This is a genomic window from Lacrimispora xylanisolvens, assembly GCF_002934545.1.
GTDB classification, from domain to species: Bacteria; Bacillota; Clostridia; order Lachnospirales; family Lachnospiraceae; genus Lacrimispora; species Lacrimispora xylanisolvens.
In genome coordinates, this window is the sequence record NZ_PTJA01000013.1 from 34,087 (window position 1) to 52,802 (window position 18,716).

Here is an 18,716-nt window from a genome sequence, read left to right on the forward strand (position 1 = left end):
TTTCTACTCTATGATCTTGTTATTCATACGGTATACGTATACCAGAATCTCAGCGACCATACCATAATATTCCGGAGGGATTGGTTCCCCCACTTTGGTACTGGCAAAAATCCCCCTTGCAAGAGGCTTGTTCTCCAGCACATAGATTCCATGTTCCTCGCCTATGGCCACAATCCTTAAAGCAAGTTCATCCTGGCCCTTGGCAAGCAGAACCGGTGCATTATCTTTTTCTATATCATAACGCAGCGCTACTGCAAAGTGGGTCGGATTTCGAATAATTACATCTGCAGTCGGAACTGACTGCATCATCCTGCTGCGGGCTCGTTCTCTTTGAATGTTCCGGATACGCCCTTTAATCTCCGGATTTCCTTCCGTCTGCTTGTATTCCTCTTTCATCTCCTGCTTTGACATCTTAATCTGGCGTTCATAATCCCACCACTGGTAGAAATAATCGAAGCCGGCGATTGCCAGGAATACAATTGATACTTTCATAACCATATCCATGATAGAATTTAAAACATAAACAGATGAATCCATTACATTCATATCAATGGTTCTGGCCACTGCTCTTAAATCACCTTTTATGATCTGATACAGAATGACTGAAAGTATAATAATTTTAATCAGATTTTTAATAAGCTCTACCAGACTTTTTAAAGAGATAAGATTTTTAATCCCTTTAATCGGGTTCAGTCTTTCAAACTTAGGTGCCATATTACTTTTTGTAAATAGAAATCCTGTCTGTACACCAGTTCCAATCACTGCCAACGTAGTGGAGACAAGAATGATCGGTATCGCTGCTTTGGCAATCGCAATCACCATATCCCAGAATATGCTGGTTGTATAATCTGAAATGGTATCTGCTACCGGAGCCAGACTGACATATTTGATCATATAATCCCGCATCGTCCGATACATAAGCGGAAATAACGCTTTCAACATCACGAAAGTTCCAAGAAGAGTCGCGATCATTACCACATCCTTACTAACAGCAACATGACCTTTTTTTCGTTCATCTTTCCGTTTTTTCGGTGTGGCCTTCTCGGTTTTTGAACCATCTGCCATTTCCGTTCATCACATCCTTTGCGTTATAAAATTCTGATCATATTCTCTACGCCCAAAAGCATCTGACTGATTATAAAACCAACATAGTCAGACATAGGGGAAAATAAGAATATAAGCATTAATAAACCAACCAAAACTTTCGCCTGAATGTTAACCACAAACACATTAATCTGGGGTATCACCTTCATCAGAATTCCCACTGCAATTTCTGTTATAAACTCAATTGCCATAATTGGAAAAGCAAATTTAATTGCCATAACAATGCATTGAGTAAACACTTCCATCATCGCCCATGCTACTTTTGTACCTATGACAACCTGTCCATAAGGAACAATCTCCGAAGACTGGATCAAAAGCTTAAACAACGCCAGATGACCGTCTACTGCAAAAAACAATAAGATAAAATATGCATGAAAGATACTTCCTGTAACGGCAACCTGTGCATTGCTCTGAGGGTCAAATACGGTGGCCATGGAAAGTCCCATCTGAAAATCAATAATTGTTCCCGCATATGTAATAATCATGAGAAACAGTTCCATGACAAATCCAATCACATACCCCATGGCAAACTCTTTGATCAGAAGCACTGCATATTCAACGGAAGTAACCGGCTCCGGTACCTGCGAGGATGAAAATGAATATAGCAGAAGGGTGAATACCATAATCATACCGCCCTTTACAAAACCGGGTATATTCCGTCTTCCTAATATGGGATTCAGAAGTATAAAACCTGACATCCGCATGAAAATCAGGGAGAAAAGCATCATCTGTCCTATATCCGGCATTTAACTCTTCCTTTCGTCTGTCTAACCTACCCCAGCATGGTATTGAATACATGTATGGTAAAATCACTAAGGGTCTTCATCATATTACTGCCCATCATCAAAAGAATGAGACCTACAACAAGTAACTTGGGCACAAAGGTTATGGTCTGTTCATGAATCTGGGTTGCTGCCTGCAGTATGGAAATGAGAATACCGATGATCATACTGACCACCAGAACCGGGCCTGCCAGCTTAACGGCTGCTCCAAACATTTCGTACATCAGGCTGCTGATTGCAACGTCTGTCATAAGAATTCCTCCCGTCATTAATGAAAGCTTTTAACAAGGTTTGTAAATAATAACTCCCAGCCATTTACTGTGACAAATAACAGCAGCTTAAATGGAAGTGAAATCATGGCGGGTGGCAGCATTACCATACCCATTGACATCAGTGTACTGGAAACAACAATATCCACCAGCATAAATGGGAGAAAAATCATAAAACCAGCCGTGAAAGCCCGTTTTAACTCCGACGTCATAAATGATGGAATGACTACAGTCATTGGTAAATCTTCGATGTTTTCCGCTTTTTCCGTATGAGATAAATCTACGAACAGATTTAAAGTACTTGTTTCGGTCTGTTTCAGCATAAAACGCTTCATGGGAATCTGAGCCCGTTTCAATGCCTCCGACTGGTTTATCTCTTCTTTTATGTAAGGCTGGTAAGCCTGGGTATTAATGTCTTTTATAACCGGATCCATGATAAACAAAGTTAAAAATAACGCAATGCCCACCAAAACAATATTAGGGGGCGTCTGCTGTACACCAAGTGCATTCCTTGTAAAAGACAGGATGATGATGATTCTGGTAAAAGAAGTCATCATAACCAGTATGGAAGGCAGCAGTGATATGATGGTCAGAATGAGGAAAAGTTCCAGGGTTGGCACCCTGCCTCCATTAATGTTAACTAAGGCATCTGTATTCATTCTGCTCCTCCTACAAGTCTTTCCGGTTTTTATCCGTATATTTTTTCAGAATGCTGATAAAATCAGGGTATCCATCTCCGGTTTGAGGATTTGGGATATCCAGGCTTTTTTGAATATCCTCCTCCGTCAGTTCTGCCAGAACGGTAATCTGTGAAGAAGCAATACCAATGAGAAAATAATGACTGCCTGCGCGAACAACCGCAATCGCCTTATCCTGCCCAAGGGGTAGCCTGTCTAACATCTGCATATAATTCCCCCCGCGTTTTAATCCCATCCCTTTTCCTATACTTTTCGTAAAAATATAACTTAAGTATAGAATCAGAATGGTAATAATCAGTACCGACATCAGACTGATCACACTGTTCATCTACAGGCACTTCCTCTCTATTCAACGCTCTTTTTAATGATCTCCGTAATACGAATACCAAAATTGTCATCAACCACTACTACGTCGCCTTTCGCAATGCATCTTCCATTTACATACAAATCTACCTGCTCACCAGCAAGTTTGTCTAAAATAACAAGAGATCCTTTTGTAAATTCAAGTATATCTTTTACCAGTTTTCTTGTTCTGCCGATTTCTACTGAAACCTCTAACGGTACTCCCATGATCAGTTCACGGTTTTCCTCCTGCTCCTCATAGCTTACCGGTCCTTCTGCAAGATTATTCTGGGGTACCGGCTTCACATTGATGGTCTTTGGCTCTGGAGCATCTTTTTTCGGTGTATTCGTCTGTGAATTCTGCATCTGCAGAATCATCTGCTGCATCTGATTAATCATTTGCTGCTGCATCTGCATCTGATTCATCATCTGCTGTACAGAAGAATTGTCTATGCCTGCTGGCTGGCTTGTCATAACCGGCATGGATACTGCAGGTTGAGAAACTGGCGTTGGCGTTGGCGTTGGTGCTGGTATTGGTGTTGGTGTTGGCGAAGGTGCTGGTGACACATTGTCTGAAGCATTACTGCCGTTTAACAGCATCTCTATTTCCTCCTGAGACAAAATACCGCCTGAAGACTCCTGCTTTGGAGACACCTGCGGCTGCGGCTGCGGTTCAGGAGCTGAACTGCCCGCAAGAAGTTTCTCAATTTCTTCCTGGGATAAAATACCTCCAGATGATGCCGGAGCAGAAGCAGGCTGGGAAACAGGCTCAGGTACAGGTTCTTCTTCCGGTTCACTGTCAACCTGTGGGAAAAATCCTGCAACCAGTTCCTTTGCAAGAGCTGGCGGCATTACGTTTATAAATTCACTCGCCATCTGATCCGCTATTTTCAAATTAAAACCAACCACAACCATTAAGTCTTCATCATGGTAGTATTTTTCTTTGAAATCTCCCACATCTTCTATTTCAAAAGATGTCGGCGTTGAAATGTTGACAGTCTTACTTAAAAATTCACTGAGCGCGGTTGCAGAAGCGCCCATCATCTGATTCATAACTTCACAGATCGCGCTGATATTTAATTCATTTAATTCAAAATCCTCTTCCGGGGTTTCCGTTCCCATCAGCATATCTACAATAACCTTAACATCATGCTTTTTCAGGAGCATAATATTGCTTCCGCTAAGACCTGCAATATAAGTAATTTCCACACCCACTGCCGGTTCCAGGTTTGATATTTCAAACTCACTCTTAGATAATACCCTTACTACAGGTGTGGTGATATCAACTCTGGCATTGAGCATGGTAGATACTGCAGTGGCTGAGGCACCCAGGCTTATGTTTAGTATTTCACCTATGGCATCAATCTCAAATGCGCTAAAATTCTTCGAATCCATACAACTTTTCTCCCTTTATACTCATTTAGCCCTCTATGCCATATTTTACCTTATTTCCCAATCTCCAATGCCTTGGAAGCCATCATTTTTATGGCATTAAATGCGGTTATATTGGCTTCATAGGACCGGGTTGCAGACATGCTGTCCACTGTTTCCTTTATCAGATCCACATTTGGCATCTGTACATAGCCGTTCTCATCTGCATCCGGATGTTCCGGGTCGTAAACGGATTTCAAAGGACTGGTATCTTCCACTACCTGTGATACCTTAACTCCCCCCGCGCTCTCCTGGCGACTCTTACCTGCTGCATTCATTAAGGTTCTGCGGAAATTATTTTCAGTCTGTGCTTCAAGGACCACCATTCTTCTGCGGTATGGGCCACCGGTAGCCGTTCTGGTGGTATCGATATTTGCGATATTTTGTGATGCAATATCAAGTCTGAGACGCTGTGCTGTCATAGCAGACGCACTGATATTCATCGAGCTTAAAAACGACATTTGTACCCTCCTCAATGAATCAGCTTAGCCGATAATACCAGTAACTGTCTTTAAAATTCTGTCTGGTTTAAATGGCTTAACAATAAAGTCCTTTGCTCCTGATTTAATGGCTTCAATAACCATGCTTTCCTGTCCCATCGCGGAGCACATAACAACGACTGCATTGGGATCTTTTGCTTTAATTGCCTTTAATGCTTCCAGTCCATCCATATTGGGCATGGTAATGTCCATGATGATAAGATCAGGACTGATCTCTGTAAACATCTGTACAGCCTGAGCTCCGTCAGCTGCTTCATACAGGTCGGTATATCCGTTCTTTGTCAGAGTGTCCTTAATCATCATTCTCATAAATGCTGCATCATCTACTAATAATATTTTTGCCATTTTCTACATCTCCTTTATTATCCTATAATTCTTTATGTAATCCCTGACTCAGCTTTCACTGGTCTGGTAATTTCCATTTTCATCCTGATCATCAATTTTAACAGCCACCTCATCGATTTTAACAGCGACGTTCCGCTTATGAACACCCAGCTGACCCTTAAACCATGGCTGACCTTCCACATAAAGCTTGACATCAGATTCTTTTGGCGTATTTAAATTGATTACATCTCCAACATGTAGATTATATACATCATCGAGCGAAATTGAGGTATCACCCAACTGTGCTCTGACAAGCATATCTGAAGATTTAATACTCTGCATAATCTCTCTCTTATTATCCTGGCTATTCGCCTCTTCACCCATGGCACTGTGCTTACGCTTGTCCATAATATCAAAAATATTCATGAGAAGCGATCCTGGAATGCAGACATTCAGCCTTCCTGAACACTCTTTCATATCTACATCGATCACTACAATAACAATGGTCTCATCCACACCAATTTCCTGAAACATACTTGGATTTTCTTCCAGCCTTGTCAATTCGAACTTTAAATTGATATAACTGGACCAGGAGTCCTTTAAAGCACCGATTATATATTGAATCACTCTGTGATACAATGCCATTTCAATTTCCGTATATGTATAGGATTCGTCTACTTTCACATCAGTTCCCACACCTCCCAGCATACGGTCGATTAAATTGAGCATCAGCGTCATACTTGCATTAATAAGAAGGGGAGGGTTTTTACTGTTGTTGGGCAGAGTTACATTAACTACAGTAAGAATATCATTATCACTAAGTGCGTTGCCGAACTCATAATACCTTTGTTCCTCAACTGTAACTACGGACAATTCACTGGATGTCCGAAATATGCTGCTAATCTGGGAGCCTGCTATTCTGGAATAATTGTCGAATATACTTTTTAAAATTTTCAGTCTGTCCTTGGTAAATTTCTTCGGACTGTAAAAATCATATTTCCGGTATTTTACTTCATTTTCCTTTTTCTCAATCTCATCAATAGGCTCATCAGTTCCGCTTAAGGAATTGAGCAACGCATCGATTTGACTTTGGGATAATACTTCAGCCATTTGTTTCACTCCCGCTTTTTATTTAATTGCCCGCATTGTTCTGACTATTGTGATACACCTGATTGTAATATTCCTCCAGGGTCTTTTCAACCGTATCGTTTTTCGTTATCAAAATTTCAACACGGCGGTTTTTTGCACGTCCGTCTTCGGTATCAAACGGTGCGATAGGGCGAAACTGTCCAAAACTCATCCCTACCAGTTTTTCCGGTGAAACAGCGTTTTGGCTCTACAGAAAGATTATTACCTCTGCGGAACGCTGTGCAGACAACATACGGTCATTACGAATGTTATTGGCTCTCTCTGGGTTCCCCTGTGAGGTATGTCCCAGCACCTGAACTTCCTTAATATTGTCATTGGCCTGCGCCATCGAAGCTGCAAATTCACTCAGGACATCTTTGCCTTCCTGTCTGAGAACAGAACTGTCCCCATCAAAAAATACTTTATCACGAAATGAGATAAATGTGAAGCCATCTCCCCTTGTAATTTCGACAGAATCCTGCATATTTCGATCATCGACTACTTTCTTAAGCATCAGATATAATTCATCAAAATCTGTGCTTTCTCCTCCGGAAGCGGGGCTTCCTTTTAGTTCCCCATCTCCTTCACCGACTTTTGCATTTAATACTACCTGATCCGATGACTGAGCAGCACTTGGATTAAAACTCTCTACCAGAAGCTTCCATTTTGTCTGATCGACAGAAGACATTGAATACAGAAGAACAAAAAAGCAAAGCAACAATGTTACCATGTCTCCATATGTATCCATCCAGCTTCCAAGCTCTTCCGGCTTTTTATCTTTCTTTATCATTTAATCACCTGTTTCCCTGTTTAAAACAGCATCATTAATTTTCTGGCCTGTTAAGAAGATGTTTCACTTGCTCCTCCGCCAGACCTTTTCTTTGCTATCTTATTCTGCTGAGCCTGAGAAAGATAAGATAAAAGCTTTTCTTCAAGGTATTTCGGGTTATCGCCTGCCTGAATGGACAGAACACCTTCAATTATAATCTGCTTATATAGGAATTCCTCATCGTTTCGTATACGGAGTTTTTTGGCCATAGGACCAAAGAGCAAGTGTGCCAGAACGCAGCCGTAAAATGTGGTTATAAGAGCAACTGACATGTCCGCTCCTAATGAGTTTGATCCTCCGGCTTCCATATTCATACTCTTAAGCATGTTTACTAAACCTACAAGCGTACCAATCATACCAAACGCGGGGGCTACGGAAGTACCTTTCTCATACATGCTGACATCCTGTTCATGCCGGTCGGACATGGCGGAAACCTCACTCTCCAGCATTTCTCTAATCTTATCCGCATCCATAGCATCTACAATCAGCATGATGCTCTGCTTGAGAAAGGGATCCTTAATGCCGTTGGCCTGCTCTTCCAAAACCAAAAGACCTTTTTTTCTTGCTGTTTTAGCCATATCAACCATGATGTCAATTACTTTCTCTGCATCATATCTTTTGGGATTCAGCATAATCCCCACATGCTTCGGTATTTGTGCCAGAGTCTTAAACGGATAACTGGCGATCAACGCTGCTACAGTACCGCCTACAACAATAATTACACTTGGTATATCAATAAAATTTCCGATTTTTTCAAATGTAATTCCATAAACGATAAGGATAACTCCCATTATCCAACCTACAATCAACGAAATGTCCATGAATAACCTCCAACCATCCAGGTCGCTCCCGGATTACTCTTTCCTCTTTTGTGCGCGTGCATAAATCTGAGCATTAAACTCAATTACCCTGTCTATAATTTCTTCAATACTTTCTTTCACCACATAATGCTTCCCGCTTATCAGGATCACATTGGATTCCGGTATGGATTCCACCCGCTCAATCTGTGTGCAGTTTATAATGAATTCCTCGTCATTCAGTCGTGTAAGTCGAATCATATATTACCTCTCCTTATGTCCGGAGAGACAAAGTGAATGCCTCTCCGGATGATTGTGGAACAAATTATCGTTTCATATTAACCAATTCTTCCAGCATCTGATCGGTTACGGTGATGATTTTGGAGTTCGCCTGGAAACCTCTCTGTGTGGTAATCATATCTGTCATTTCTGTGGCAAGGTCAACTTTGGCCATTTCCAGGAAGTTGCTTCTTATAACACCATCTGATCCTCCACCTTCAAATACACTTACATTTCCAGCACTTGCACCAACGGAATAATAATATCCGGAGTCCTTTTCCAGACCACCCATATTCTGGACACGTCCAAGAGCAATCTTACCAATTGTTACTGAATTGCCGTTTGAGGTGGTTCCGACAATGGATCCATCTGTCTGAATCTTATAAGTGGAAAACTCGGCCAGAGAGTCCTCTGTATTTGAACCACTACTGCTACTACCACTGTTTGATGATGCTGCAGTAGTCTGAGCAGTTACTAAATTCGCCTTTGCTTTGATAACGGCATTATTTGCAGCTTCAAGAGTTGCTTCTCCCGTACTTACTTTAATCTTCGCTGCATCCCGAATGCCCTGCAAAGATGAGTCTTCTAAAACACTTAATTTGTTTTTTACATCTTTTAATGCACTTTCAGCTGCATCAAAATCTGCCTTTGTAGTTGGATCAGCTCGATAAGCTTCTAATGCATCTTGATAATCTGTAAAATATTTATCTAAATCCGGTTGAATGGCTTTAAGGGTATCCAGTGCATTGGGGGCTATCAGTTCAGCTTTTTTCTGGATTAATGTATATTCAGACTTCTCATAATCCTCAACACTATCATAATATTTCTTTTTCAATGTAGCATCTGTAGCATCACTCTGTAACGCATTATAAGCAGTTACCATAGCTGTCTTTTTAGCAGTTAATTCCAACTCCAGCTCATCAATCGTTAAAGATTTCGATTTATCTTCATAATTAGACAGTGCTGTTACATATGCCTGCCTTGCTGCTGACAATGAAGCACTCTGATTGTTATATGCGACATTTGCGTCATCTAATGCTTTTTTAGCTATAGCCACGTTATCACTGTTCTCTTGGCTTTTCTGCTTATTCAAAACTGATTGTGCAGGCAGCTTTAATGGTACAAGTGATCCTGTTGCAAATTTACCACTGTCCTGATCATAACTGAAACCATACACATAACTACCACTATCATCTGTTAAGTAACCATTTGTATCTACCTTAAACTTACCAACTCTTGATAAATACAAACCGCTTGATTTAACTGCATCATCGCCTTCTAACGAAAGTGAACCACCACTTAACATAGGACCAACAATAAAGAATCCCGTTCCCTCAATCATACAATCCAGACCGCTTGCAGATGGTGACATACTTCCAGTTGAAAAATCGTAAGTAATTGCACCTGTAGTAACTCCATAACCAATTTGGTTGGCATTCACAGCACCGATTCCTCCAGTTTCGGTGTTACCACTAGATCCTGAGCTTGTGTTCTGATACATGGCATCCTTAAAAGACATACTTGCAGCTTTGTATCCCCATGTATTTACGTTTGCAATATTATTACCTATAACATCCATCTTTGCCTGATGCGCTCTTAGACCTGCAACACCAGCGAACATTGATCTGACCATATTTTTTATCCTTTCTCTTTTGAAACTGCCGTTTCCCCATGTCAGTCAGACATACAGGATAAGCCCCCATAAATGGTCCGGCTATAACAAAACGGCACTGTCAATATTAGTGAAAATATTCTCTTTCATTTCATTTCCTGACATAGTTGTTACTACTGTGTTATTAGGAACATTCACGATAAACGCTCCCCTTTCACTGATAATAACAACATCCTTCGCCCCTTTTAAACGGGCTTTTTCCACAGCAGACTGCAGATCATCTAAAAATGAAGGGGTTACTTCGATTCCCCGCTGATTTACCCGTTCTGCCGCATGTTTGGAAAAATGAAGTTTTTCTTCTCCAATCCGGCTGTTTAGAACATCACTAAAGCTGCTGCATTCTGATGCTGTTGCCGTACTGCGAAGTTTCAGTTGCCGGACATCTTCAAATTGGTTTATTTTTCCTATCATTTTCAATCACCAACCATATCATTCTGGCCCAAACCACTGCCATACTATCAGTTATACTGACTATTTATTTATCTGTTGTATCCTTGTCGTCAGTACTGTTTGCAGCGTTATTCTCAGTATTCGTATTATTTGTAGTTTCATCCACCGGCTCATGTCCTTTTTCGTAAACAGACATAATACCAGACACTGGATATCCTGTTTTTGTGTCATCATCGAGATAAATGGTAGGTGTTCCATTATAAATGTCCACACGGGTAACTGTTCCGTTATGTTTCTCCACATTACCGTTTTTATCCAAAACGCCAAGCAAAACCGACTTTCCCATCATAGAAGTACCATAATTGATTGTATTTACCTGAGCAAAATCATCCATTGATGTTGAGAAATTGTCCATTGCCTGCATCATGGCAATCTGTGTCATCTGCGTCATCATCTCAGAGTTGTCCATGGGACTTGACATATCCTGGTTCTGAAGCTGTGCAGCTAAAAGTTTGAAAAATCCTTCCGTAGACAATTCACTGTTTTTTTTCGTACTAACATTCGAATCAGTGTCCGTTGCAGCAGAGTTATATAACAAATTGCCTGTGCCTATTGAATTCGTACTAGCCATCTTTTTCTCCTTATGGTAAATTACTCACTGATTTCATCAGAATCTGCACCTGATATACCAAGTCTCAGCTTTTGAATAAAATCGTCTCCAAAATCTTCGGAATGGTTCTGTCTCTGTTCCTGCTGTTCTCTCCCATTACCCTGATGTTCCTGGTTATTATTCAGGTAATCCGGCTGCTGCTTGTCTACAATCACATGAATCGGACGTTCTAAGTTGTTTTCCAGGATAGTTCCTAATTCTCCAGCTGACTGGGACAGCATTTTTAAAGTTTTACTTTCTGTGCAGACAACAGATACACTCACCTGATCTTTCTCATATGCAACTTTAATCAGTATCTTACCTAAATTGTGAGGTTCCAGCTGTACTTCCAGACTCTTTTTACCTGTTTCAATCTGTGAAATGATCTTTTCTGACAGCTTTGTATTCAGTTCTTCCAGATTCTGGACTGGTAATGTAGTATTCGCTGTTTCTGCTTTGTGAGTACTTAATTCAGACATTTGTCCTGATGGGAGTAACTTCTCCTGAAGCATTCCAGAGATTTTGTCCTGTGCGGTATCGTTGTCGTTCTCACTGTCCTTTTCATCTGTTTTCAACCGATATCCTGGTCCGTCAGTCCGTACCAGTTTTTTTTCTGTCACACCGGGGCCATACTCTGCAAGAATCTTCCCTGACTTAGAGCTTTCCTGTCCGCTCATTTTTAAAAGAGTCTCTCCAGGTCCATTTACCTCTTTCTTTTTTCCATCTTTCAATGAAGCAATGTTTTCATCTTGCGCTGTCAATCCGATTTGGGAATCTGGCACCGTCTTTTTGGGCATCAGACTGTTTAATGCATTGAAGTCTTCCTTTTCCTGTATCAGGGCGCTATCATCCTCCGGGTTCCAGTTCTTAAGCCGAAACTCCTTAAGCAGCTGAAACGATTCCATGGATTTTGTATCTCCTGATTCTTCTTTTGAATTGAGCGGATCAGGTAGTTGTCCCTTTAAGGATCCCATGCCTGCAACCAGCATCTCTTTACTCTGCGGGTCCAAAGTGTCTGCTGCTTCACTGGCTTTTCCTGCCTGCTGTGCTTGTGGTACTCCCGCAATGGATGCTGCTGTTTCCAGTTCCTTATTTAAATCCTTCTTGTCTTTGCTTCCAGTGTCCTTCTTTAGATCTTTTTCTCTCATCATTTTCTTAAAACCAGAAGAATCATCTACTGATTTCTCATCTGTTTTCTGAGATTTTGGCATTTGCCTGATCAGAACTTCCACACTGTTTGTCTTCATCTCCATTGTTCTCCCTCCTTTCTCTTCTCTGCCATCAGGCATTATTTTATATGGTAACTGCCGGTTTTTAAACCGACAGGACTACCTGCTGCTACGAACTGACATCGTATTGGAAACAAATTCTTCGATAAACAGTTCTTCGCTTTTCAGTACTTCCTTGTTGTACTGATCCAGCTTTTTTTCTTTCAGCTTATCTATTGAAGCCTTTTCTTTTTTCGCCTCGATCACTTCTGCCCGCTTCTGTTCTTCTTTTTTCTTAAGTTTTAAAAGCACTCCCTGTTCTGCCACAATTCTTTGCTGGATAAATGTTATATAGCGTTCATATTCTCTCATGATATTGACAGTAACACCGCATTGGGTATCTTCTCTGTAACGAACGGCAGCACTTTGGCTCTTCTCCATCAATTCCTCAATCCGTCTCTCCTGCTGTGCGATATCTGCAAGAATCTTCGAATGTTCCGTTTTGAGATTCTCAAGCACCTGGTCTTTATAATTTAAAACAGTATTAAGAGGAAAATTGAATTTTTTCATCTTCAGCCTTCTTTCACAGAGTTTACTTTAAAATCGCTTTCATCTTCTCAAGTATTTCATCGTAGCTGTCATTTTCATTGATTCCCTGACATAAAAACTTGTTGATTTTCTCTATCTTTGCAATGGCTACATCCAGTTTCGGGTTGGTTCCCGATTTGTAGGCACCAATTGAAATTAAGTCTTCATTTTTTTCATACAAACTCAAAATATCTCTGATCTCAGAAGCCATTTTCCTGTGTTCTTCCGAAACGATATTGGTCATAAGTCGAGAAATACTGGCACTTACGTCAATAGCCGGAAAATGATTGGCATTGGCCAGTTTTCTGCTAAGTACAATATGACCGTCTACAATACCTCGAACGGTATCAGCAATGGGTTCATTGGTGTCATCACCTTCAACCAGTACTGTATAGATTCCAGTAATGGAACCTTCTTTAAAATTACCGCTTCGTTCCAGAAGTTTTGGAAATTCAGCATAAATAGAAGGAGTATACCCTCTCGCTACCGGAGGCTCGCCAATAGCGAGTCCTATTTCTCTTTGTGCCATGGCAAAACGGGTCAGAGAATCCATCATAAGGAGTACATCTTTTCCCTGATTTTTAAAATACTCTGCTATGGTAGTGGCAACCAGCGGACATTTCATACGAAGCATGGCCGGCTGGTCCGAAGTAGCTACAATGAGAACCGAACGTTTCATACCTTCCGGACCTAAGTCCTTTTCTATAAACTCTCTTACCTCTCGTCCACGCTCGCCCACCAGTGCAACAACATTGATATCTGCTTTTACATTTCTGGCAATCATTCCAAGCAATGTACTTTTTCCAACACCACTTCCTGCAAAGATGCCGATACGCTGGCCTTTTCCGATGGTGTTCATACCATCAATTGCTTTGACTCCAAATTCCAGCGGATCTGTAATGGGGGGTCGGGTCATGGGATTGATATAAGGGTTTTCTACATAATAATACTTGGGATTTTCGAAAGGTCCTTTTCCATCCATGGGTTCCCCCTTGGCATCAATAATCCGTCCTCTTAAAAAATCTCCCACAGGTATCTTCAAACGCCTTCTTGTATTTCTTACAAAACTTCCAGCTGCAATTCCGCTCATATTTTCATAAGCCATAAGCTGAATTTTATCATCTTTAAAGCCAACTACTTCTACAGGAATCTGTTCTTTCCTGTCTTCATTGTAAATATAAGCAATATCTCCAATGCTGGCCTTTCCTCCGGAGGCTTCCATAGACATACCAACAATATTTTCTATCTTGCCAATATGGTCTATGGTCTCTGTTTTCATGATTAATTCCGTTAAATCTTTGAACATACGGATTCCTCCTGCTACAGTCTTGCATTATTAAGGATTCCCTTAATGTTTTCAATCTGAGTATTTACACTGACATCAATAATCTCTTCCGGAAGTTCAATGATGCATGTCCCTTCTTCTGAATGGTCCATAGAAATAATTTTAATATTTCCGGATATATGGGAAAGTTCATTTAACAATCCAACGTCTCCCTGGAGCATCATTCCGGCATCCTTTTGAGATACGTAGATCTTCACCCATTGAGTCTTTTTCAGTTTTCCTGCAGCAGCGACTATCATTCTTTTTATAATTTCACCGCTTGATTTCAAGCTTGTCTGAATCACCTTTTCCGCTATGGTTAAAGTCACCCGTTTTAAATCATCAATGTAGGTTTCCAGAATCCTGTTTTTTTCTTCTGTAACACTTTCTATAGTAGCTTTCATGGTTTCTCGGAATTCTTTCATATGTAAATCAAGTTCTTCCTTATGTTCTTCGTACGCAGCCGCACGTCCTTCCTGCAGACCGGCTTCATAGCCCTCCTGATAACCGGTCTCTCTGGCATCTGCGAGAATTTTTTCGGCCTCTTCTCTCGCCTGATTTACTATGTACTCTGCCCGATTAGATGCTTTTTCAAAGATCTCCGCGACCTGAGAATAACCATCTTCCTCATCTGGCTGAAACAGGTCTTCCTCAATAGGTTTGATTGTATCCTTTTTCACAACTATATCTTCAAATTTCTGTTTAAACCCATATTCCAGAACCCGGTTTTCAGCCTCAGGACCCTTGATAATATTAGGCAATGATATCATCCTTTCCGCCCTTGCTGATGATCAGTTCGCCTTCTTCTTCCAGACGCCTGATAATAGCAACGATTCTCTGCTGTGCCTCTTCTACATCTTTCAGACGAACATTAACGGTAACTTCCATATCGGACTGAATGCTTTCTTTCATACGGGTTGACATATTATTGAATATAACATCTGCAATCTGCTTATTGGCATTCTTAAGCGCATAAACCATATCCTTCATATCGCATTCGCGGATAAAACGCTGAATGGATCTGTCGTCCATTGTAATAATATCTTCGAAAACAAACATCTTCTTTCGGATGGTATCTGCCAGTTCTGCATCTTTTCTTCCCAACTCGTCGAAGATAAGTTTTTCGTTTCCTCTGTCCATATGGTTCATTACGTTTGCTATGTAATCGATACCGCCAACGGTTGTATAATCCGTTGTAAGAATACCGGAGAACTTCTTCTTAATCTCATTCTCTACAATCTTAATAGCTTCCGGAGATGCACTTTCCATTCTGGCAATGGATTCCACTACCTGAAGCCGCTTCTCTGGAGAAAGCTCCGAGATCAGCTGCGCTGTCATCTCTTCATTGGTATAGGATAATACAAGCGCAATGGTCTGAGCCCTCTCATGCTGGAGAATCGAGAAAAGATTCTTGGAATCACTCTTCCGGATAAAGCCAAAGGATCTGGATTTAAGGGACTGGGTAACTTTTTGGAGAAGGCTGTTGGCAGTGCTCTCTCCAAACGCCTTTTCCAAAACAGTTCTGGCATATTCCAGTCCACCGTCCGTTACCACCTTCTGGGTTAAACAGGTTTTATAAAACTCATCCAATATGGCCTGTGTGGTTTCTGACGGAACATGTCCCAGTTTTGCAACTTCGACTGTTAATTTCTCAATTTCCTCTTCACTCAGATACTTATATATTTTGGAAGCCTTTTCCACACCGAGTGAAACAATAACTGTTGCCGCTTTTTGTTCCGGCGTTAGATTAGTCGTCATTATTGTTTCCTCCATTTAACCAGGTCTTTAATAGCTGTGCTGAAATCTCAGGATTCTGCTCTGCGAATTCCCGTACACTTTCACGAAGTTCAGCCCCTCTGTCTTCCTCTGGAACAAGAATTTCAATCTCCTGCTCTTCTTTAACAGGCATTTCAGGAACAATCGGTACATCTTCCTGGCTGTCTTCTTCCAGTTCTTCTGCAAGCGCTCTCTTCTTTCTTCTGCTCCGTACAATAAGTACAATCATAAGTATCAGAATCAATACTCCAGCCAGCGCTCCAATGAGAATCCACTGATTAATCAGAATACCATTGGTACTTGCTTCCGCAGGTTTATCCGGCTCTTTCGGAACATCAATGGTGTAGAATGGTGCTGCTACAGCCGTGATTTTTTCAGCCCTGTCTGCCTGAGCAATTCCTGCAGCATTTCCAGCAAGATTTCGGATATCATCGACGGAAAGTGTTCCAAAGTCACTGCCGTTGACTACAACTGAAACAGTAAGATTCTCGATACTTCCCGGATTAACCTGTCCCTGTTCCTTAATCTGGTTTAATAAGTACTTTCTATTTAAACTGTTGGATGCGTATGCACTATCCGTGTTTTGTCCGCCCGCATTATACTGCGGAATATCGGCATTGGCCTCTGAACCGGCAACCCCTGACGCTGCCTGTGCATTCCCTGAATATTCTTTTGAAATGGATTCTTCAGAAGTAAGACCTGTTTTATCCTTTTCATCAATCTTCTCCGGTGTATTGTAAACAATGCTTTCCCGGATCAGCTTATCCATATTTACGGTGCCTTTTACAGATACACGTACATTGCCGTTTCCGTATATGGGACCCAGTACATTAATTACCTTAGCCGTGATCTGGTCTTCAATGAGCTTTGCTATCTCATCTGCAGCTTTTCCGGAATTTGTATCTGTATCGCCAGCGTTAGTTGATACCTGACGGCCGTTGCCGTCAAAGACAGATACATTATCAATTACCATTCCCGGAATACTTCTTGATATTAAAAGCTGTATGGAATTCGCCTGTTCTTCCGTCGGCGATCCCCCGTCCTTCATAACGACAACAGCCTGGGCACTCGCTTCCTTCGCACTATCTTCGGACAGTGCATATTTAGAAGTTTCTCCCAGGGCTATGGTAACGTATGCTTCTTTTACTCCATCAAAAATCTGAATCGTAGATCCAATTCTTGTTTCCAGATCATACAGCTTAAAAGTCTGACGATCTGTATCTGTAGTCATAAGATTAACATTGTTTTTGAAAACATCATATGTAAAACCGCTTTTGGGATATCCTTCTGACACCAGCTTGGCTCTTGTGGTGTCCATCTGCTCTGTAGGCACCTTAATGTCACCATTATCATACTGATAATCTATATTATCTTCCTGCAGTTTTCCAATAATCTGTTTTGCTTCTTCACTACTCACCCCGGTAAACATAACTTCATACGGCTTCTGCCGCATGGACATTGCTGCAAAGACAGCGCCGCCTATAACCAATACGCCAATCACTGACGCAATAATTATCTTTTTCGTCTTATCACTTAGTTTACCTAATAATTCCTTAATTTTTTCCATCGCGTACGTCCGCCCTGTTATCTGTTTTAAATACTAATACGAATAATTTCCGTATAAGCTTCCAATGCCTTATTCCTAAGTGCTGATAAAAGTTCTACGGATAACTGGGCCTTTGCCGCTGCAGCCGGCACGGTATGTGCATCATCAATCTGCCCGGTCGCCAAAAGGTACTGCTGTTTGTTTAAGTCTGCTTCCGTTGTTTTCACATTCTGAACTGCCTCTTTGAAAATGTCTGAAAATGCAGAACCCCCGTCTTGTCCGGATACTGCCTTCTTAGCTGCTCCTATATCCCCAATGGAGTCCAATGAGCGAATGGGCGTTATGAACATCTGTTCCATCTTAATATGCCTCCCGTTTTAACCTTTAATAATTGTACGTAGTCTGCTGATATCACTGTTTAAAGAATTCAGTTCGTACTGATACTGCAGGGTTGTCCTTGCCAGTTCCACGTTCTCTACATCCACATTGACATTGTTACCGTCTAATCTTGCAGATTCCTCATTGGTATTTCGTATAAAATATCTGGAGTTACTGATAACGTTACCGATATCTGCCGAAGTACCTTTCCTCGCTGCCGCGAGCCGGTTACGAAATTCATCTTCGAATTTCACATATTTGGCCTTATAGCCCGGAGTTTCCCCATTCGCGATATTATTAAGCGTGGTCGTCTGCTTAGCCCACAAATAATCCAGAGATTTTTCCGCCATGGAAATGCTGTTTCCAAAAATCGAATTCATCGGATCTGTTCCTCACTTTCATTTCTTCCGGCAATCTGCCATAATGACGTATACGGACTGTTACAAAATGGAAAAAATAGTTAAATTTTAACAGTCAAATGCAAAATCTTACATTTTTTGTAATTTTCTTACTCCATTTTACATTTTATTACAAATATTGTCAAGAAAGTTCTTTTGAATCGACACTGGTTTTATTGGTAAAAATATGAAAAATCCTCAGAAACTTCGTATTTACGAGGTTTCCGAGGATTTGAAGAACAAAATTTTACTATAATTTTTATTGTAGCTGGGTAAATATGGGTTAATTCTTTGGCAAATTTTG

Annotated in this window: 24 protein-coding genes; all 24 read right to left on the reverse strand. The window is 41.0% G+C overall.

The features are described from left to right. Positions 1–3: 3 nt before the first annotated feature. The 24 genes from flhB to flgB all read right to left on the reverse strand — a co-directional run bounded on the left by flhB (position 4) and on the right by flgB (position 18,394). A complete protein-coding gene (gene flhB / locus BXY41_RS20680; protein WP_104438786.1) occupies positions 4–1,065 on the reverse strand; it encodes a flagellar biosynthesis protein FlhB in 1,062 nt (353 codons plus the stop codon). Positions 1,066–1,088: 23 nt separating this feature from the next. Then, positions 1,089–1,850 (reverse strand): flagellar biosynthetic protein FliR, encoded by a 762-nt coding sequence (gene fliR / locus BXY41_RS20685; RefSeq protein WP_104438787.1) that lies wholly within the window; start codon positions 1,848–1,850, stop codon positions 1,089–1,091. 26 nt (positions 1,851–1,876) lie between these two features. Next, positions 1,877–2,137: a flagellar biosynthetic protein FliQ gene (locus BXY41_RS20690; protein ID WP_104438788.1), complete on the reverse strand. Its 261-nt coding sequence runs from the start codon at positions 2,135–2,137 to the stop codon at positions 1,877–1,879. 17 nt (positions 2,138–2,154) lie between these two features. Then, entirely contained in the window at positions 2,155–2,814 is a 660-nt protein-coding gene (fliP, locus tag BXY41_RS20695) for a flagellar type III secretion system pore protein FliP (RefSeq protein ID WP_104438789.1), read from the reverse strand. Between the two features lie 10 nt (positions 2,815–2,824). Beyond that, positions 2,825–3,181, reverse strand: coding sequence for a flagellar biosynthetic protein FliO (locus BXY41_RS20700; RefSeq protein WP_104438790.1), 357 nt, complete (start codon positions 3,179–3,181; stop codon positions 2,825–2,827). 17 nt (positions 3,182–3,198) lie between these two features. Next, a complete protein-coding gene (gene fliN / locus BXY41_RS20705) occupies positions 3,199–4,590 on the reverse strand; it encodes a flagellar motor switch protein FliN (RefSeq protein ID WP_104438791.1) in 1,392 nt (463 codons plus the stop codon). A 50-nt stretch (positions 4,591–4,640) separates the two neighbouring features. After that, positions 4,641–5,087 (reverse strand): flagellar basal body rod protein FlgC, encoded by a 447-nt coding sequence (gene flgC, locus BXY41_RS20710; protein ID WP_104438792.1) that lies wholly within the window; start codon positions 5,085–5,087, stop codon positions 4,641–4,643. Between the two features lie 24 nt (positions 5,088–5,111). Further along, positions 5,112–5,471 carry a response regulator gene (locus tag BXY41_RS20715; RefSeq protein ID WP_104438793.1) on the reverse strand — a complete coding sequence of 120 codons (360 nt, stop codon included), beginning with the start codon at positions 5,469–5,471 and terminating at the stop codon, positions 5,112–5,114. A 48-nt stretch (positions 5,472–5,519) separates the two neighbouring features. Beyond that, on the reverse strand, positions 5,520–6,560 hold the full coding sequence (gene fliM, locus BXY41_RS20720) for a flagellar motor switch protein FliM (protein WP_104438794.1): 1,041 nt from the start codon (positions 6,558–6,560) through the stop codon (positions 5,520–5,522). A gap of 22 nt (positions 6,561–6,582) precedes the next feature. Then, entirely contained in the window at positions 6,583–6,750 is a 168-nt protein-coding gene (locus BXY41_RS27250) for a hypothetical protein (protein ID WP_242980278.1), read from the reverse strand. 36 nt (positions 6,751–6,786) lie between these two features. Further along, positions 6,787–7,368 carry an OmpA/MotB family protein gene (locus tag BXY41_RS20725; protein ID WP_242980280.1) on the reverse strand — a complete coding sequence of 194 codons (582 nt, stop codon included), beginning with the start codon at positions 7,366–7,368 and terminating at the stop codon, positions 6,787–6,789. A 50-nt stretch (positions 7,369–7,418) separates the two neighbouring features. Then, the gene (locus BXY41_RS20730; RefSeq protein WP_104438795.1) at positions 7,419–8,228 is read right to left on the reverse strand and encodes a motility protein A; all 810 of its coding nucleotides are present in this window, start codon (positions 8,226–8,228) and stop codon (positions 7,419–7,421) included. Between the two features lie 33 nt (positions 8,229–8,261). After that, the gene (locus BXY41_RS20735; RefSeq protein WP_104438796.1) at positions 8,262–8,465 is read right to left on the reverse strand and encodes a flagellar FlbD family protein; all 204 of its coding nucleotides are present in this window, start codon (positions 8,463–8,465) and stop codon (positions 8,262–8,264) included. A gap of 64 nt (positions 8,466–8,529) precedes the next feature. Continuing rightward, positions 8,530–10,116 carry a flagellar hook-basal body complex protein gene (locus BXY41_RS20740; RefSeq protein ID WP_104438797.1) on the reverse strand — a complete coding sequence of 529 codons (1,587 nt, stop codon included), beginning with the start codon at positions 10,114–10,116 and terminating at the stop codon, positions 8,530–8,532. An 81-nt stretch (positions 10,117–10,197) separates the two neighbouring features. Next, a complete protein-coding gene (locus tag BXY41_RS20745; RefSeq protein WP_104438798.1) occupies positions 10,198–10,566 on the reverse strand; it encodes a TIGR02530 family flagellar biosynthesis protein in 369 nt (122 codons plus the stop codon). 64 nt (positions 10,567–10,630) lie between these two features. Further along, positions 10,631–11,176 carry a flagellar hook assembly protein FlgD gene (locus BXY41_RS20750; protein WP_104438799.1) on the reverse strand — a complete coding sequence of 182 codons (546 nt, stop codon included), beginning with the start codon at positions 11,174–11,176 and terminating at the stop codon, positions 10,631–10,633. A gap of 20 nt (positions 11,177–11,196) precedes the next feature. Next, positions 11,197–12,447 (reverse strand): flagellar hook-length control protein FliK, encoded by a 1,251-nt coding sequence (locus tag BXY41_RS20755; protein ID WP_170072502.1) that lies wholly within the window; start codon positions 12,445–12,447, stop codon positions 11,197–11,199. Between the two features lie 75 nt (positions 12,448–12,522). Further along, complete coding sequence (fliJ, locus tag BXY41_RS20760; protein ID WP_104438801.1) at positions 12,523–12,972, reverse strand: flagellar export protein FliJ; 450 nt, start codon at positions 12,970–12,972, stop codon at positions 12,523–12,525. 22 nt (positions 12,973–12,994) lie between these two features. Continuing rightward, on the reverse strand, positions 12,995–14,296 hold the full coding sequence (fliI, locus tag BXY41_RS20765; RefSeq protein ID WP_104438802.1) for a flagellar protein export ATPase FliI: 1,302 nt from the start codon (positions 14,294–14,296) through the stop codon (positions 12,995–12,997). A 14-nt stretch (positions 14,297–14,310) separates the two neighbouring features. Next, complete coding sequence (locus BXY41_RS20770; RefSeq protein ID WP_170072503.1) at positions 14,311–15,075, reverse strand: FliH/SctL family protein; 765 nt, start codon at positions 15,073–15,075, stop codon at positions 14,311–14,313. Beyond that, positions 15,068–16,072, reverse strand: coding sequence for a flagellar motor switch protein FliG (gene fliG / locus BXY41_RS20775; RefSeq protein ID WP_104438804.1), 1,005 nt, complete (start codon positions 16,070–16,072; stop codon positions 15,068–15,070). Before fliG ends, BXY41_RS20770 begins: the two co-directional genes overlap by 8 nt. Next, entirely contained in the window at positions 16,062–17,657 is a 1,596-nt protein-coding gene (gene fliF / locus BXY41_RS20780; RefSeq protein ID WP_104438805.1) for a flagellar basal-body MS-ring/collar protein FliF, read from the reverse strand. Before fliF ends, fliG begins: the two co-directional genes overlap by 11 nt. 26 nt (positions 17,658–17,683) lie before the next feature. Continuing rightward, the gene (gene fliE, locus BXY41_RS20785) at positions 17,684–17,995 is read right to left on the reverse strand and encodes a flagellar hook-basal body complex protein FliE (RefSeq protein WP_104438806.1); all 312 of its coding nucleotides are present in this window, start codon (positions 17,993–17,995) and stop codon (positions 17,684–17,686) included. An 18-nt stretch (positions 17,996–18,013) separates the two neighbouring features. Continuing rightward, positions 18,014–18,394: a flagellar basal body rod protein FlgB gene (flgB, locus tag BXY41_RS20790; protein ID WP_104438807.1), complete on the reverse strand. Its 381-nt coding sequence runs from the start codon at positions 18,392–18,394 to the stop codon at positions 18,014–18,016. Positions 18,395–18,716 lie beyond the last annotated feature (322 nt).

Coding starts and splice junctions, on each gene's coding strand:
- flhB (WP_104438786.1), bottom strand. CDS start 1,065: ATGGCAGATGGTTCAAAAACCGAGAAGGCCACACCGAAAAAACGGAAA.
- fliR (WP_104438787.1), bottom strand. CDS start 1,850: ATGCCGGATATAGGACAGATGATGCTTTTCTCCCTGATTTTCATGCGG.
- BXY41_RS20690 (WP_104438788.1), bottom strand. CDS start 2,137: ATGACAGACGTTGCAATCAGCAGCCTGATGTACGAAATGTTTGGAGCA.
- fliP (WP_104438789.1), bottom strand. CDS start 2,814: ATGAATACAGATGCCTTAGTTAACATTAATGGAGGCAGGGTGCCAACC.
- BXY41_RS20700 (WP_104438790.1), bottom strand. CDS start 3,181: ATGAACAGTGTGATCAGTCTGATGTCGGTACTGATTATTACCATTCTG.
- fliN (WP_104438791.1), bottom strand. CDS start 4,590: ATGGATTCGAAGAATTTTAGCGCATTTGAGATTGATGCCATAGGTGAA.
- flgC (WP_104438792.1), bottom strand. CDS start 5,087: ATGTCGTTTTTAAGCTCGATGAATATCAGTGCGTCTGCTATGACAGCA.
- BXY41_RS20715 (WP_104438793.1), bottom strand. CDS start 5,471: ATGGCAAAAATATTATTAGTAGATGATGCAGCATTTATGAGAATGATG.
- fliM (WP_104438794.1), bottom strand. CDS start 6,560: ATGGCTGAAGTATTATCCCAAAGTCAAATCGATGCGTTGCTCAATTCC.
- BXY41_RS27250 (WP_242980278.1), bottom strand. CDS start 6,750: ATGAGTTTTGGACAGTTTCGCCCTATCGCACCGTTTGATACCGAAGAC.
- BXY41_RS20725 (WP_242980280.1), bottom strand. CDS start 7,368: ATGATAAAGAAAGATAAAAAGCCGGAAGAGCTTGGAAGCTGGATGGAT.
- BXY41_RS20730 (WP_104438795.1), bottom strand. CDS start 8,228: ATGGACATTTCGTTGATTGTAGGTTGGATAATGGGAGTTATCCTTATC.
- BXY41_RS20735 (WP_104438796.1), bottom strand. CDS start 8,465: ATGATTCGACTTACACGACTGAATGACGAGGAATTCATTATAAACTGC.
- BXY41_RS20740 (WP_104438797.1), bottom strand. CDS start 10,116: ATGGTCAGATCAATGTTCGCTGGTGTTGCAGGTCTAAGAGCGCATCAG.
- BXY41_RS20745 (WP_104438798.1), bottom strand. CDS start 10,566: ATGATAGGAAAAATAAACCAATTTGAAGATGTCCGGCAACTGAAACTT.
- BXY41_RS20750 (WP_104438799.1), bottom strand. CDS start 11,176: ATGGCTAGTACGAATTCAATAGGCACAGGCAATTTGTTATATAACTCT.
- BXY41_RS20755 (WP_170072502.1), bottom strand. CDS start 12,447: ATGGAGATGAAGACAAACAGTGTGGAAGTTCTGATCAGGCAAATGCCA.
- fliJ (WP_104438801.1), bottom strand. CDS start 12,972: ATGAAAAAATTCAATTTTCCTCTTAATACTGTTTTAAATTATAAAGAC.
- fliI (WP_104438802.1), bottom strand. CDS start 14,296: ATGTTCAAAGATTTAACGGAATTAATCATGAAAACAGAGACCATAGAC.
- fliG (WP_104438804.1), bottom strand. CDS start 16,072: ATGACGACTAATCTAACGCCGGAACAAAAAGCGGCAACAGTTATTGTT.
- fliF (WP_104438805.1), bottom strand. CDS start 17,657: ATGGAAAAAATTAAGGAATTATTAGGTAAACTAAGTGATAAGACGAAA.
- fliE (WP_104438806.1), bottom strand. CDS start 17,995: ATGGAACAGATGTTCATAACGCCCATTCGCTCATTGGACTCCATTGGG.
- flgB (WP_104438807.1), bottom strand. CDS start 18,394: ATGAATTCGATTTTTGGAAACAGCATTTCCATGGCGGAAAAATCTCTG.